The 16,365-nt window shown below is 41.5% G+C and carries 12 protein-coding genes; 9 read left to right on the forward strand and 3 right to left on the reverse strand.

Annotated features, from left to right (window positions below):
• From ilvB to M1E96_RS02540, 3 genes are all read left to right on the forward strand, one after another.
• Complete coding sequence (ilvB, locus tag M1E96_RS02530) at window positions 1-1,698, forward strand: acetolactate synthase large subunit (RefSeq protein ID WP_272581096.1); 1,698 nt, start codon at window positions 1-3, stop codon at window positions 1,696-1,698.
• A gap of 2 nt (window positions 1,699-1,700) precedes the next feature.
• Complete coding sequence (ilvN, locus tag M1E96_RS02535; RefSeq protein WP_070927583.1) at window positions 1,701-1,985, forward strand: acetolactate synthase small subunit; 285 nt, start codon at window positions 1,701-1,703, stop codon at window positions 1,983-1,985.
• A gap of 406 nt (window positions 1,986-2,391) precedes the next feature.
• Complete coding sequence (locus M1E96_RS02540; RefSeq protein ID WP_070927585.1) at window positions 2,392-3,048, forward strand: hypothetical protein; 657 nt, start codon at window positions 2,392-2,394, stop codon at window positions 3,046-3,048.
• On the opposite strand, the gene M1E96_RS02545 is transcribed toward M1E96_RS02540, so the two are convergent.
• Window positions 3,045-3,602: a helix-turn-helix transcriptional regulator gene (locus M1E96_RS02545; protein WP_140179019.1), complete on the reverse strand. Its 558-nt coding sequence runs from the start codon at window positions 3,600-3,602 to the stop codon at window positions 3,045-3,047. The two genes, M1E96_RS02540 and M1E96_RS02545, sit on opposite strands and share 4 nt — an antisense overlap.
• A 227-nt stretch (window positions 3,603-3,829) precedes the next feature.
• Here M1E96_RS02545 and M1E96_RS02550 point away from each other — a divergent pair, with 227 nt between their 5' ends.
• Window positions 3,830-4,582: a sulfite exporter TauE/SafE family protein gene (locus M1E96_RS02550; protein ID WP_272581094.1), complete on the forward strand. Its 753-nt coding sequence runs from the start codon at window positions 3,830-3,832 to the stop codon at window positions 4,580-4,582.
• Window positions 4,583-4,711: 129 nt separating this feature from the next.
• The gene (locus tag M1E96_RS02555) at window positions 4,712-5,902 is read left to right on the forward strand and encodes an MFS transporter (protein ID WP_337979768.1); all 1,191 of its coding nucleotides are present in this window, start codon (window positions 4,712-4,714) and stop codon (window positions 5,900-5,902) included.
• A gap of 41 nt (window positions 5,903-5,943) precedes the next feature.
• On the opposite strand, the gene M1E96_RS02560 is transcribed toward M1E96_RS02555, so the two are convergent.
• Window positions 5,944-7,614, reverse strand: a complete 1,671-nt coding sequence (locus M1E96_RS02560; RefSeq protein WP_337979769.1) for a glycosyltransferase family 39 protein — start codon at window positions 7,612-7,614, stop codon at window positions 5,944-5,946.
• Window positions 7,615-8,528: 914 nt separating this feature from the next.
• Here M1E96_RS02560 and M1E96_RS02565 point away from each other — a divergent pair.
• From M1E96_RS02565 to M1E96_RS02575, 3 genes are all read left to right on the forward strand, one after another.
• Window positions 8,529-9,875 carry an NCS2 family permease gene (locus tag M1E96_RS02565; RefSeq protein ID WP_070927591.1) on the forward strand — a complete coding sequence of 449 codons (1,347 nt, stop codon included), beginning with the start codon at window positions 8,529-8,531 and terminating at the stop codon, window positions 9,873-9,875.
• A gap of 398 nt (window positions 9,876-10,273) precedes the next feature.
• Window positions 10,274-11,923 carry a Na+/H+ antiporter gene (locus M1E96_RS02570; RefSeq protein WP_140179026.1) on the forward strand — a complete coding sequence of 550 codons (1,650 nt, stop codon included), beginning with the start codon at window positions 10,274-10,276 and terminating at the stop codon, window positions 11,921-11,923.
• Between the two features lie 245 nt (window positions 11,924-12,168).
• The gene (locus M1E96_RS02575) at window positions 12,169-13,053 is read left to right on the forward strand and encodes a carboxylate/amino acid/amine transporter (protein ID WP_369427357.1); all 885 of its coding nucleotides are present in this window, start codon (window positions 12,169-12,171) and stop codon (window positions 13,051-13,053) included.
• On the opposite strand, the gene metR is transcribed toward M1E96_RS02575, so the two are convergent.
• Window positions 12,953-13,909, reverse strand: coding sequence for an HTH-type transcriptional regulator MetR (gene metR, locus M1E96_RS02580; protein WP_319068394.1), 957 nt, complete (start codon window positions 13,907-13,909; stop codon window positions 12,953-12,955). The two genes, M1E96_RS02575 and metR, sit on opposite strands and share 101 nt — an antisense overlap.
• Window positions 13,910-14,017: 108 nt before the next feature.
• On the opposite strand from metR, the gene metE reads away from it, so the two are divergent.
• On the forward strand, window positions 14,018-16,297 hold the full coding sequence (gene metE / locus M1E96_RS02585; protein WP_272581090.1) for a 5-methyltetrahydropteroyltriglutamate--homocysteine S-methyltransferase: 2,280 nt from the start codon (window positions 14,018-14,020) through the stop codon (window positions 16,295-16,297).
• The last annotated feature ends 68 nt before the right edge of the window (window positions 16,298-16,365 follow it).

Raw genomic sequence — 16,365 nt, forward strand, 5'->3', positions numbered from 1 at the left:
ATGAGCAAGTCGGGCGCAACATCATCAAACAAAACCTGTTTTACAGGCGCTGAACTGATAGTTCACCTGTTGGAAAAACAGGGTATCACCATTGTATCGGGGATCCCCGGTGGAGCAGCACTGCCTTTTTACGATGCTTTAGGGAAAAGTAAACAAATCCGCCATATTCTTGCTCGCCACGAGCAAGGTGCCGGTTTTATTGCCCAAGGCATTGCGCGTACCACGGGTAAAGCTGCGGTATGTATCTCTTCCAGTGGTCCGGGAGCAACTAACCTTGTGACCGCTATTGCTGATGCTAAGCTCGATTCTATCCCATTGGTTTGTATAACAGGGCAAGTACCCTCTTCAATGATTGGGACGGATGCATTTCAGGAAGTCGATACCTATGGTATTTCGATTCCAGTCACTAAACATAACTATTTAGTTCGTGATATCAATGAGTTGCCAAAAGTCATTTGCGATGCATTTCGTATTGCAGAATCAGGACGTCCGGGGCCGGTTTGGATTGATATCCCTAAAGATGTACAAACAGCAACGATTGAGCTTGAAGCATTACCTGAAATTCAGGCAAAAGATAAAGCGCCTAGTTTTGATATGGAAAAAGTCCTGCAAGCAGCCGAAATGATTAATCAGTCCAAGCGACCTGTTCTCTATTTTGGCGGTGGGGTGATTAGTTCTGAATCGACTGAAACAGCGGTTGCTTTTGCTGAAAAAGCCTCATTGCCAACCACCATGACACTTATGGCGCTGGGGACGCTTCCTATGCGCCATCCGCTTTATTTAGGCATGTTAGGTATGCACGCCGCTCGTAGTACTAATATGGTGATGGAAGAATCTGATTTACTCATTGTTATTGGTGCACGTTTTGATGATCGCGCAATTGGTCGAGCAGAAAAATTTTGCCCTAATGCGAAGATCATTCACGTTGATATTGATAAGGCGGAAATCAGTAAAATCAAACGCCCTGATATTGCGATAAATGCGGATGCAGGACAAATTCTTGAGTTATTGTTGCCATTGGTTGAACGAAATCAACGTGAAGAATGGATAACTCGTGTTAATGAATTGAAGCAGAACTATCCATTAAATTTAAGTGAGGCAGATAATCCATTAACTCACTATGGCTTAGTCTTAGCGGCGGCAAGAGCGGCGGGTGAAGAAGCGATAGTGACTACGGATGTTGGGCAGCACCAAATGTGGGCTGCACAGGTTTATCCATTGTCACGTCCACGCCAATGGCTGACTTCTGGCGGTTTAGGCACGATGGGCTTTGGCTTACCCGCAGCAATTGGAGCGGCTTTAGCTAATCCAGATAAGACGATCGTTTGTTTTTCAGGTGATGGCAGTTTAATGATGAATATTCAAGAGCTTGCTACCGCAGTTGAACATCAATTGAATATTAAAATTGTTTTGATGAATAACCAAGCGCTAGGCATGGTTTATCAGCAGCAAGAGCTGTTTTTTGACAACCGCATTTATGCAGCCGCTTATCCATATCAAACTGACTTTATTAAGATAGCGGCGGGGTTTGGTTTGCAAACCTGCGATCTTAATACCGAAGCCGATCCTGAAATGGCGCTTGAAGCCATTATGAACACGAAAGGTCCTTGCTTAATTCATGCCCTGATCGATGTGAACCAAAAAGTTTACCCAATGGTTCCCCCAGGTGCAGCTAACATTGATATGATCGGAGCGTAATTATGGTTTTTGAACATCACCCTATTGCTTTGGAACTTATTGTCCGTAACCATCCAGGCGTTATGTCACATATTTGTGGCTTATTTGCTCGTCGAGCATTTAACGTTGACGGTATCCTCTGTATGCCAATTAAAGATAAAGATGAAAGCCGCATATGGTTGTTGGTACAAAAAGATGAACGTTTGTCGCAAATGATTAATCAAGTTGAGAAATTAGAAGACGTTAGAGAGGTTCGTTTTAGCGACGATCTGCGGTTATTTGAGACAATGCAAAACTACCTACAATAGGTAGGTTAGACTTCAATTTGAAGTGCTTTTTGTTAAATACGTGATGATTATGCTGCCATCGGTTTATTCATCTGCCATCTAGCAGCGTCTTGAATTATTCAAAGTATTTATACTCGTTATACTTCAAGTTGCAGCGTTGTTGACTACGTTCACTCACGCCAGTCACATCGTTTTCTATGCTCCTAGCGATTCGTTCACTTGTCGCCTAGCTGCACCTCGAATTATTTAGAGTATACATATTCAACCTACACTCACCCTGTAGGTTGAATTTTTTTGTGGGTAAATGACACAATCAAAGTACATTTGTTCGTTTTTAAATGATTGGTGTTTCCTAAAGCGAACAATGGTGATATAACAAGCTAAACATCACCGTACTATTAAGTCACCATTGCGAGGTAGATTATTCATGCAAAACAATCTTTATCTTACTGAAACTTATCTTTGTGAAATCCAAACAACCATACTAGAACAGGGACAAGATGACGAAGGTCAATGGGTTGCGCTTACTGATAATATTTTTCATCCTCAAGGTGGAGGGCAGCCCGCAGATACGGCTTGGATTAATGAACAACCCGTTCGTATTAAGAAACATTTGAATGGTTTGGTTGTGGCTTATGTCGCTGAAGAGCTGAAGGCAGGTGTATCTGTAACTGCTAAAATTGATCAAGAAAAGCGTCAACATTATGCGGCGTTGCATACAATGGGGCACTTATTAAGTTGGGAAATGGCACGTTTTGGTTGGAAAGGACAAAAAGGCCATCACTTTCCAGATGAATCACGCGTTGAATTTAGTGCCATTAGCGATGATGCGATCCCACTTGAACAATTAAATGATCAGCAAATCGAGCAGTTAGTGAATGAAAGCTTATTGGGTGATCACCGTGTATCCATAGAACAACGAGGAGATCTGCGCTTATGTAGTGTGAGCGAAGGCGACGAAGTACCATGTGGAGGAACGCATGTAGATTCACTGGGGAAAATCTGCCAATTTGCAATTAAATCAATGAAATTCAAAAAAGGTACTCTACGTATTAGCTATGATGCAAAGCACATTAATGATTAGATACCATCACTAAGGTGTGAATAGGTCATCACGACGGTTGCATTCAGTTCCCCCTCCATACATAAGTAGGAATGGGGGAAATCGCAGCTAAAGGCATAAAAATCGCCTTCTTCTAACAAGACAGTTTGTTCGTTTTTTAAACGCAACATTAATGAGCCGGTATGCAACATAATGTGTTCATGGGTACCGCTCATATGAGCAGGGCTGTTAATGACAGCACCGCGTTTCATATTGAGTTGCCAGATTTCTGAAATATTGCCCATATTAATACGAAACTTGAATTGTTGCGTATAGTCGCCTTGCATTGGTGTTGATTTCACTAAATAGGGGTAAGCTTCGTGCTGGAGAGTGAAGAGGTCACTAAGAGGAAAACGTAGTGCGATCGCAATGGCTTCTAAGGTATCAATTCGCGGGTTAGAATCCCCTGATTCTAGTTTTGACAGTGCCGCTTTTGAGATCCCTGATAAGCGGGAGAGTTCATTTAATGACAGACTTCTTGCTTGTCTCAATAAACGTACTTTTTGTCCAATTTTAATATTAATTTTTTTGTCCACGATTTGCTGTCCCTGAAAGTGAAACTATGCTGTAAATTCTAACATAATAGCCATTTTATGCCAGAAAGGTATTGTTGATAAAATAATCTTTTGGAAATGAAAATAAATTACCTTAAGTACCTTATTTAATCGTTAACTTAAATAGTTCATGAAAAATAATGATGAGGCTATTTTATTTTTCTAGAAGAATTTATAGTGGATAAAAATCTCTCTTATAGGGTTTCACTATGCCATTTGATTTCTTTTCTTTAGAAATGATGATTTGTTTTATCACGTTATTATGTGCTTATTTAGTTTTTGGGATGGCTGGCTTTGGTTCTGCATTGATTGCAACACCAGTATTAGCGATGTATTTGCCATTAAATATGATTGTCCCGATATTGGCGCTGATCGATTTAACAGCAGCGCTGCTTAATCTAATAAAAGATGGTAAAAATGCAGATTATCAGGAAATAAAATGGATTATTCCACTTATGGTGGTTGGTAGCTTGATTGGCGCCGCTATCTTGCTAAAAACACGTCCTGATATCTTGGTTTTACTGTTAGGTATTTTTGTTATCTTTTATGTACTGCATTCATTTTTCTCAAAAAAAGGTCAATCACATTTTTCGAAAGTGCTAGTGATCCCTTTTAGTTTAGTGGGTGGGGTGTTTAGTGCATTATTTGGTAGCGGTGGCTTTATTTATGCCATGTATCTATCCAGTCGTATTGCCGATAAGCAACGCTTTCGCATTACACAAATGACATTAATTGGTTTTAGTACTTTAACGCGAGTCATTATATTTTTGGTTATGGGAGTGTATGTTAATACTGATATTTTATTAATGGCCTTAGCTTTTTCTCCTGCAATGCTACTTGGTATTTGGGCAGGGCGGCATATAACGCTAAAAATATCGCGAGAAGCTTTTTTAAAAATTATTAATATTATTATTTTAATTTCAGGGATTACCTTGTTATATCGCTATTTCTTTATCCTATAAAAATATAAAATATGCTATAATCACCGTTTCAATATCTATGACCTATGGTTATCAAAAACAATCATAGGTTTTTTACCTATTAAATAGACTAAAAATGGATGTTTTCGCTAGAAAACAATTGACATCACAATGAGCTCTGATAATCAGTGTTTACCGCATTTTCGCTATAGCCCTTCTTTTGCTATTTTTACCATTACAACCAGTATTGCCGTCATTGGTATCGTGATTGGATTAAGCATTCCAATGGTGGCTTTACGCTTAAATAATTATGGCATTAGTGAGCTATATATTGGCATTATTTCTGCCGCCCCTGCACTAGGGATGTTTTTAATTGCACCTGTTGTCCAACGCATCGTGTATTGGTGTGGAAAACGACAAGCCATGCTGATTGCAACCGTAGTTTCTGCAATTAGCCTGTTACCTTTGTTGAGCTCATTGCCATTATGGTTATTGTTTCCTTTGCGTTTGATCACAGGGTTAGCAAGTGGAGTATTAATTTGCTTAGGTGAAACATGGATAAATGAGCTATCCCCTGAAAACCGGCGCGGTCGCATTCTTGCTATCTATACAACCGTTTTTACGGTTAGTCAGTTATTAGGCCCTTCTTTTATTGCTTATTATGGTGTTGAAGATAAGTCTCCATTATTAATTTGCACTTTGCTGCATGTGATCTCTGTTGCTCTGTTTTTAATCATGGATCAAAAAATAGGCGATCGTATTTCTGCAACCGCTAGAGAATCGAATTTTTCAATTATTCAGTTTGTTAAAGTTGCCCCAGGTATATGCGCCGGTATCTTATTTTTTGCTTTTTTTGATGGCACGATTTTATCTATGTTCCCGATTTATGGGATGGGAATGGGGCATACGGAAGCTATCGCAGCAATGATGATCAGCGCTATTTTAGCGGGTGATGCAATTATGCAAATGCCATTCGGCTGGTTAGCTGATCATATGAACCGTGAAAAGCTGTATCGTATTTGTGGCGTCGCCACATTATTTGCCAGTTGTATGCTACCACTGCTGATCACCCATACTTATTTAATTTGGGTATTGCTGTTTGTATTAGGGGCAACCGCAGGAGCAATTTATACCATTGCTTTGGTTCAAATAGGGCAATACTTTAGTGGTAATGACCTCATTATAGCTAATGCGGCAGCAGCCATGTTATGGGGTGTTGGTAACTTATCGGGGCCACTATTAGCAGGAGTGGCGACATCGATTTCCCCATCGGGTTTACCTTTATTACTTATCGTAATTGCCGCACTTTTTTTATGGTTTACCCGCCGTAAATATAGTGCACAGGTCGCTCAAGAAGCTTAATCGTCATTAATTGGGTGTCAATAATTACACCCAATCTCCACTTATTCGATTGCCTTATAGACGACCAAATTCTCTGTAAATTCATCAGGACGATGATTGGTCCAAAATAGCGTCATACCTGATGGTGGTGGGTTAATCTGTTTTGATAAGACGATTAACCAACGGCATTGTTCAGGCTTTTCGAAACGATCTTGTCGTTGATGTAAGATTTTTGTGTAGTAATACAGCATTGGCGCTTCTGATTCACCAATGTTATCGGAAGCCATGCAATCATCAGCTTTATAGTTGCCTTTTAGTTGCTGGTTTAAGTCAACAAATACAGTTTCAAAACCTTTACTATAATCAATCCAGCCTACAAATAAGCTTAAGATCACTCCCCACATAATACACATACCGAGCGCCCAGTTTTGTATAGCGCGTAATGCAATCTGTGGGCTCACAAAGAGACTTCTTGAAAACCACACGGTAGTTAAGAGAAGTGCGCCGATAAATCCCCATATTGAAAATGACATTTGGTAGCTCATGGGGAGCCATCTGCCAAATGGGGCTAGCCATGTTGATGCTTTATCTGCTAAAGCGACGAAGTAGCAGGCCCACAAAAAGATAATCAATAGGGACCATAACATGGCTGAAAAATGGGAAAAGATGCGCAAGATTTTTTCAGGTAGGCGTAACAGGGTATGCGTACCCAGTATCGCCAGCGATGCAATAAAAGGGAGTAGGTAAAGTGCACGTCCACTAGCAGAAATTTGTAAAAGTAAGATCCCTAACAAAGGAAACATGGTGACCAAGTAAATATTGGGATTGTGTAAGCGTTTTAATGGATTTCTAAAAAAGTAAAGAACGGCCAGTATCCCTGATGGCAGAGCAAAAAAAGCAACAGCGGAAGGGATACGGGTTAAATTTGCTTTAGCTCCTAGTTTTTCAACGGAAAAACCTAAGAAGCGACCAATATTGTTTTCCCAAATCCATGTGATAAAGAGGTCGGGGTGCTGGCGGTATAATAAAATAGGCCAAGGCAAAATCAATAAAAGAGCAACTAACCCAGCAATAATTGCCGGTAACCAGAACATTTTTTGACGACATTGAGGCAGGAAGATGGGTGCAAGTAGTAGACTGAGCCATAGCACACCAGGTACAAACAAGCCTTTTGATAACATTGTGATTACGGTGCCAATCATTAGCCATAGTGCAGACATAATGATTTTTTCTTGGCGTATCAGCCCTTGAATACCATATAAACCAATAGTTGCTCCTGTAATTAACGCCACATCGGTGAACATATCGTGGCTGTGCCGTAAGATACCGGGAGCGCAGACATACAAAGCAAAAGCAATCCAAATACGTTTGTCATTGAAATCATTGGTATTAAAGGCACGACGAGCAAGTAAGATAAAGAAGGAAAAATTAACGACCATAAACAGCAAACTTGCACTACGCGCTGCATCATAAAGTGGCATAAATCCAGACAATAGATGAGAGGTTATGGTAGCAACCCAGTAATAAAGAGGAGGCTTCTCCATAAAGGGTTCACCCGCATTGGTGGGGACTAGCCAGTTACCGGTTTCAAACATGGTTTGAATAATACCAAAGCTGTAGTTTTCATCTTGTTTCCACGGGGTATGCCCATAAATACCAGGCAAAAGGTAGATAATTAGAAAACCAACAAATAAAATGAATGACAAGTTCTTAGGTAATGATAATTTTTGCATTATTTCTACAGTGAATATATATTCGCGATTGATAGTTTTTGCTGAAATTGGATTCTATCTTAGTGAAATTAAATTAAAGCTCAACAATGGAAAATTTTAATATTATGAATTTAAAGTTAATTTTAATTTAATTTATCATGGCTAGAGTATAGGCTAACAAAGAAAAATGCTTTCTAATAAATGTCATTCATAAAACTGATTTTTTAATAATTAAAATCGAATATTTATCATTCTTTACGAAAAACGTCTTTAATTATAACAAAATATTTATTAACTACACTTAAACGGGGTATGAAATCTATTTTAGAACTTAAATATGGCTATATTTAAGCACTTAATTCTCTGTCATGTATGACTTTTTTGAATATACTCGTCATCCTGCAAGTTGCAGGGCTTTTTGTTAAGACATAAGAGACTACGCGACGCTCGCGATTATCTATGCTCCCCCGACTATCTTCGCTTGTCGCTTAGCTGCAACTCGGCATATGCTGCTATGCTTCATGTTATCGCACCGTTCGTCAAGGCATCGTGATTATATTCATTCGTTACTCCTCATCTACTGCTGTATTCTTCTCGTGTTCCATTCATTTGGCGATTAGCCGTGCTTAGGGGAGTTTTAAGTAGATGGAGATATTCCAAGCGGATTTTTAGAAACAAGAGTGGTAATTTAACTTAAGTTATAGGTAATTTGGACTATCACTCGACTTAACTCGAAAACACTTGATCATCACGCCTATTTCGATTGATAATTGCACGCTTCATTATCCGCCATCCCGTATCAATAAAGCCAAACGATTGCGTCACGAACCATTCACTGAGGTCATGTCTTAATGGATCGTTCTGTTTTTTAAAAAGGTAATCGTTTTCGTCAGTGGGTGTGGTCGCGTTTAGTCATGTTTAGCAGGGGTATCTCCATGTCTGGCCAACAGGCTTCAACCAATTGTAAATTGGATAAATATTTTAAAATTTCAGCGCGCGGCTCCTCCGTTCGCCGTGAAATCATTGCGGGTTTAACCACCTTCTTGGCAATGGTCTATTCCGTCATTGTTGTTCCCGGAATGTTAGGACAAGCAGGTTTTCCTCCTACCGCCGTGTTTATTGCGACTTGTTTAGTTGCTGGTTTTGGCTCACTGCTGATGGGGCTATGGGCTAATTTACCTATGGCGATTGGCTGTGCGATTTCATTGACTGCATTTACCGCTTTTAGCTTGGTATTAGGACAACAAATTAGTATTCCAGTCGCTTTAGGCGCAGTGTTCTTAATGGGATGCTTATTTACCATTATTTCTGTCACGGGGATCCGTAGTTGGATCCTACGTAATATGCCAATGGGAATTGCGCATGGTACAGGTATTGGTATTGGCTTGTTTTTACTACTCATTGCAGCAAATGGTGTTGGTTTAGTGGTTAAAAACCCGAATGCAGGCTTACCTGTTGCACTTGGTGATTTTACGTCTTTCCCTGTATTGATGGCTCTCGCTGGTCTAGCTGTGATTTTTGGTTTAGAAAAACGCCGTGTACCGGGTGGTGTGTTGTTAGTCATTATTGCGATTTCAATCATTGGCTTGATTTTTGATCCTGCGGTCAAATACCAAGGCTTCTTTAAGCTACCGTCTCTGGGAGAAGATGGCTTATCGCTGATTTTTAATATGGATATCATGGGGGCTTTACAACCAGTGGTATTGCCAAGTCTATTGGCACTTGTGATGACTGCGGTATTTGATGCGACAGGTACCATTCGTGCGGTTGCTGGTCAAGCCAATTTGCTAGATAAAGACGGTCAGATCATTGATGGTGGTAAGGCTTTAACTGCCGACTCCGTCAGTAGCATTTTCGCAGGGGCTATCGGTGCATCTCCAGCCGCAGTGTACATTGAATCAGCAGCAGGTACTGCCGCTGGGGGGCGTACAGGTTTAACTGCTGTCGTGGTTGGCGTTCTGTTCCTTTTCATCCTCTTTTTATCTCCGCTATCGTATTTGGTTCCCGCATATGCAACAGCACCGGCTTTGATGTATGTGGGGTTATTGATGCTAAGTAACGTGTCTAAGTTAGATTTTGATGACTTTGTTGATTCAATGTCTGGTTTATTATGTGCCGTGTTTATCGTTCTTACTTGTAATATTGTTACAGGTATTATGTTGGGCTTTGCAGCACTTGTGATTGGGCGTATTTTTGCAGGGGAATGGCGTAAGCTAAACATTGGAACTGTGGTTATCGCAGTGCTTTTGGTGGCGTTTTATGCTGCTGATCTGGCAATATAGCACCGTTTAATCTGTTATGGCGGTCATGATGACCGCCCTCTAATGTATTATCGCGATTAATCTTAAAGTTTGAATAATTTTCCCGACTAAGCATCAGTTAACGATAGAATATACTCTAAATAATTCGAGGTGCAGCTAGGCGACTAATGAATGAGTCGCGAGGAGCATACAGTAGTATGTAACTGGCGCGAATGAATACAGTCACGATGCCTTAACGAAAAACGCTGCAACTTGAAGTATCACGAGTGTAGGTATAAGGCGGTGAATCAAGTAAAACCTGCGGGTTTTCACGAGTTGCTGGCTACTGAAAAATTTTATGGCCTAACGAGTTACCAAATATTCTGTTGCGATGGGCCATATTTGGGTTTTGGTTCGTTTAGCTAATCAGTAAGGGCAACATGGAAATTTTCTTTACTATTCTTATCTTGATCTTGGCAGTTTCTGTTTCTGGTGTAGTGACAAAAGTCCTCCCAGTTCGTGTTCCATTACCCTTAATTCAAATCGCGATAGGTGCCTTGCTTGCATGGCCTCAGTTCGGCTTGCATGTCACATTTGACCCTGAATTATTTATGGTGTTACTGATCCCACCTCTACTATTTGTTGATGGTTGGAAAACACCAACACGTGAATTTTTCCAGAATGGTCGAGAGATATTCATCCTTGTGTTAGTACTGGTATTGGTCACCGTTGTGGGGATCGGTTACCTAATATATTGGCTGATGCCGGGGATCCCTTTAATTGCTGCTTTTGCACTTGCGGCGGTACTCTCACCAACCGATGCGGTAGCACTCTCTTCCATTGTCGGTAAGGGGCGTATACCTAAGCGCATGATGAGTGTGCTAGAAGGGGAAGCATTGATGAACGATGCTTCCGGCCTTGTGGCTTTAAAATTCGCGGTCGCTATTGCGATGGGAACCATGGTGTTCTCCGTTTCAGGGGTGACTATCGAATTCTTCAAAGTGGCTGTGGGGGGCTTATTAGCGGGTGTCGTGGTGACATGGGTATACAGTAAGTCTTTACGTCTAATGAGCCGCTGGAGCGGTGATGATCCCGCAACACAGATCGTCTTTATGTTATTGCTACCGTTCGCATCCTACATGATTGCAGAGCATATTGGTTTTTCAGGCATTTTAGCTGCGGTAGCAGCAGGGATGACAATTACCAAATCAGGTGTGATCCGTAATGCGCCACTGGCGATGCGGTTACGTGCGGACAGCGTTTGGTCAATGCTAGAGTTCGTATTTAATGGTCTGGTATTTATCATGCTAGGCTTGCAGCTGCCGGGAATTTGGCAGACTTCAGTGATCCAAGCAGAACTGGATCCTAGTGTTGAAACATGGATGCTATTTGCTGCGGTTGCGGTTATTTATTTTGCTTTACTGATTTTACGTTTTTGCTGGTTATGGTTAATGAAAAGGTTTAGTCGCCTATTCTTAAAGAAAAAACCATTACAGTTTGCCAACTATACTGTGCGTGAATTATGGCTAGCTTCCTTTGCCGGGGTACGTGGTGCGATCACCTTAGCTGGTGTGCTCTCTGTTCCGTTGTTTTTAAGTGACGGCTCACCATTCCCTGCGCGTTATCAACTGGTATTTATTGCCGCAGGGGTGATCTTATTTTCAATCTTTGCTGGTGTGATAGCGTTACCGCTGCTACTGCATAATTTTAAAGTCGGTGATAAAGAAGCTGACATCAATGAAATTCGTATGGCAAAAGCTGCAATGGCTGAAGTTGCGATTGTTAGTTTAAATAAGATGGAAGAGCGTTTATCTGCTGATGTTGATGAAAAGTTGGATCCTGAAGATATCAGTGAGGTGGCTTCTAGGGTTACGGGTTACTTACGTCGGCGTACGGCGGGGCAAGATGAAATCGACCATAACTTATTGATTGAAGATCTTGAACGACGTTTTCGATTAACGGCATTACGTGCTGAACGCGGTGAATTATATCATTTACGTGCAACACGCAAGATCAGTAATGAAACATTGCAATCGTTACTGGTTGATCTCGACTTATTAGAAGCGGTTTTGATAGATAAGGAACATTAGCGCCTGTTTATCTTTACTGATCATATAAGAGATTAAAAAACAGACTGATTAATTGGCTAACTCTTTATGGTTTGAGTGTTGCCCTACGAGTTCGATTAAAGAACGTTTTACTTATTTGATACGATGTTGAGAGGCTCTTCTCTAGTCACTAGGTGGCGAACCTCTCGCCTTATTTAAAATGTTTTTAATTTGAATAAAAACTCACCTTTAAAGATAAACAAGCTCTATTTGAGAACGATATCATCATGTGGTTATTGGTAATTACGACGCTGCTTTGGGCAGCGTCTTTTAGTCTGATTGGGGAATTTCTTGCTGGGCGAGTAGACAGCTGGTTATCTGTTTTAATACGGGTTGCATTTGCCGCATTCGTTTTTCTGCCATTTTTACGTTGGCGCGGTTTTAGTGCCAAAATCATAGCACTGTATATGTTAGTAGGTGCATGCCAACTAGGTATTATGTATTTCTTTGTTTTCCAAGCTTATAAATACCTTAGTGTTGCAGAATTCCTCTTATTTACGGTGTTAACCCCCCTTTATGTAACATTGATTTATGATTTATTGGAACGTCAACGGCTACGAAAGGGCTATTTGTTTAGTTCTTTGTTGGCAGTTATTGGTGCAGCAATCATTCGTTATGATCACTTGAGCGAATCTTTCTGGCTAGGGCTTGTGTTTGTGCAGTTGGCAAATATTTTCTTTGCGGTTGGTCAGGTAGGTTATAAGCGTTTGATGGAAGTTCATCCGATCCCACAGCATCAAGCTTTCTCATGGTTTTATATTGGCGCAACGCTAGTGGCGCTCACTGGGTGGCTGCTCTTTGGTAATAAAACGATGATACCCACAACTCATGCACAATGGTGGGTTTTATTATGGCTGGGGGTTGTTGCCTCAGGTATTGGTTATTTTATGTGGAATTACGGTGCAACCAAAGTGGATGCCGGAACCCTTGCTATTATGAATAACATGATGGTTCCAGCAGGGTTACTGGTAAATTTCGCTATTTGGCAACAACATCCAGATTGGCTGAATTTTACCATTGGAGCAAGCCTAATTGTTGCTTCTCTGTGGGTGCATAAGCGTTGGATACTTTTACCGCCTTCACATAAGACAAGTTCTCCACAGCGTGACTAGCCGCTGTTTTAGTAAAAGCGTCAATAGCTGGTTGGCGTTGCTCACCTTCACGGCAGGCAGCGTATAACCGGCTCCATAAACCACTTCCTAGCGTTTTTGTTGTGATCAAGCCTTGCCTCTCGAATGAATCTACCGCCCAATGAGGCAATGCAGCAATGCCCATTTTTGCCGCGACCATTTGAATTAAGATCAGCGTGTTATCGACGGTTTTAATATTTGGTGAAACGCCAGCGGGTTGGAGGAAATGTCGCCATACATCAAAACGATTACGCTGTACTGGGTAAATTAGCAAAGTGTCATCAGCGAGATCGTGCGGCTCAATAATTGGCTTTCTTGCTAATGGATGATCATTCGCCACAATCAGCTTCACTTCATAATCAAATAGCGGTGTGTAGTGAATTTCTTTGTCAGCCAAAATATCGGATGTCAGCACAATATCCAGCTCTCTTGACAGTAACTCAGGCTGTGGGTCGAAGGTTACCCCCGATTTAAAATCAACAGAAACTTGTGGCCAAGTTTGCCTAAATTGCTGCAATGCAGGTGTCAGCCACTGAATACAACTATGGCATTCAATTGCAATACGCAACGTTGAAACTCCGGGTTCATTACAAATACGGATCGCATCTTTCACCAGCGGTAGCACTTGCTGTGCGAGTTGTAATAATACTTCCCCTTGTGGCGTAAAACGCAGCGGTTGGCTTTTACGAACAAATAACTTAAAGCCAAGGCGGTGTTCTAAGTCACTAAATTGATGTGACAAAGCAGACTGAGTCTGATGTAAGTACGTTGCAGCGGCGGCTAATGAGCCGTGTTGGTTGAGCGCTTGCAGCGTTTTTAAATGTTTTAATTCGATCATGAGAAACCTTCAAGATGACAATGAATAATTTGCGCTTGTGCTTTATACAGTACCTGTTGATTATAGATGTGTAAACATCTAGACGGCTAAATATTTTAAGGGGTCAATATGTCTGTTATAAATCATACACTTGGTTTTCCTCGTGTCGGTCTGAAAAGAGAACTAAAACGCGCACAAGAAGATTATTGGGCAGGCAAGATTGACCAAGCCGCACTTTTAGAGACTGGGCGTGAATTACGTGCTCGCCATTGGCAGCAACAAAAAGAGCAGGGCGTAGACCTGTTACCTGTTGGCGATTTTGCTTGGTATGACCAAGTACTCACCACAAGCTTGCTGCTGGGGAACGTACCTCCACGTCATCAAAATGAAGATGGCTCAATTGATTTAGATACACTGTTTCGTGTGGCTCGCGGTCGTGCACCAACCGGTAAGCCAGCGGCAGCGGGGGAAATGACCAAGTGGTTTAATACTAATTATCACTACATCGTGCCTGAATTTCAAAAAGGGCAAAAATTCAGTTTGTCATGGACACAGTTATTTGATGAGGTCGATGAAGCGCTTGCTTTGGGTCATAACATCAAACCTGTCGTAATTGGCCCAATTACTTATCTGTGGCTAGGTAAAGTTAAAGGTGAATCATTCGATCGTTTATCTTTGCTGAATGAGTTATTACCTGTATATCAAGAAATTCTTTCACGTTTAGCGCAAAAAGGCGTTGAATGGGTACAAATCGATGAACCTGCACTAGTTCTAGATTTGCCTACCGAATGGCAACAGGCGTACAAAACGGCTTATCAAGCCCTTACAGGAAAAACTAAGCTACTCTTAACCACCTATTTTGATGGTATCAGCCACCATTTAGACGTGATCAAGCAATTGCCAGTACAGGGTTTGCATGTAGACGTGGTTGCAGGGCGTGATGATATTGCCAACTTACACAATGCGTTACCTCAAGAGTGGGTATTATCATTAGGCATTATCAACGGCCGTAACGTTTGGAAAGCCGATTTAGGTGAAAAATTTGCGCGTGTAAAACCGCTATTAGGTCAGCGTACATTATGGATCGGTTCATCTTGCTCGTTGCTGCATAGCCCAATTGATCTCAATGATGAAACTCGTTTGGATGCAGAGGTTAAAAGTTGGTTTGCATTTGCACTACAAAAATGTGCTGAATTAGCCCTATTGAGCAAAGCACTTAATCAGCCAACAGAACAGCATATAGCTGAGTTAGAACAATACAGTGCGCCAATTCGTGCACGTAAAACATCGACGCGAGTTAACAATGCTGAGGTAGCTAAGCGTTTACAAGCGATCCGTGAAGGCGATGCAGAGCGTAATAGCGCATACCCAGTAAGAGCACAGCGCCAACGTGAACGTTTCAATTTACCGCTGTGGCCAACAACAACGATTGGTTCGTTCCCACAAACCAGTGATATTAGAACACTGCGTCTTGACTTCAAAAAAGGCAATGTTGACAAAACGCATTATCGTACCAATATCAGCGAGCACATTAAGCAAGCGATTAAAGAGCAAGAGCTGCTTGATATCGACGTTTTGGTGCATGGTGAAGCAGAACGTAACGACATGGTGGAATACTTCGGTGAACATTTTGACGGTTATGTATTTACTCAAAACGGCTGGGTACAAAGCTATGGTTCACGTTGCGTAAAACCGCCTGTCATCATTGGTGATATTAGTCGTCCTGAAGCCATTACGGTTGAGTGGGCTAAGTACGCTCAATCTTTGACAGAAAAGCCGGTCAAAGGCATGTTGACAGGGCCTGTCACGATCCTCTGCTGGTCGTTCCCACGTGAAGACGTTAGCCGTGAAACGATTGCGAAGCAAATTGCGTTAGCGTTACGTGATGAAGTGGACGACTTACAAAAAGCAGGTATTGGGATTATTCAAATTGATGAGCCAGCACTGCGTGAAGGGCTGCCACTGCGTAAAGATGAGTGGGCTGAATACTTAAATTGGGCGGTTGATGCCTTTAAACTCAGCGCAGCGATTGCAGAAGATGATACACAGATCCACACGCATATGTGCTATTGCGAGTTCAATGACATCATGGATTCGATTGCAGCACTCGACGCAGACGTGATCACCATTGAAACTTCGCGTTCAGATATGGATCTTCTAGATGCATTCGAAGACTTCGACTATCCTAATGAGATTGGGCCGGGTGTTTACGATATTCACTCACCAAACGTACCGAATGTCGAATGGATTGTCGCGCTATTGAGAAAAGCAGCAAATCGTGTGCCGGTAGAACGTTTATGGGTGAACCCAGACTGTGGTTTGAAAACACGTGGTTGGACAGAGACTCGTCAATCATTAGCCAACATGGTTGAAGCAGCGAAAAAGCTGAGAAATGAATATCAAAGCTAGTTAACAGTTTATTAGTAAAGAAGAAAACAGCAGGTTAAGCAAACGCTAACCTGCTGTTTTTTTTAATG

This window comes from Providencia sp. PROV236 (assembly GCF_033676985.1).
Lineage (GTDB): Bacteria > Pseudomonadota > Gammaproteobacteria > Enterobacterales > Enterobacteriaceae > Providencia > Providencia manganoxydans.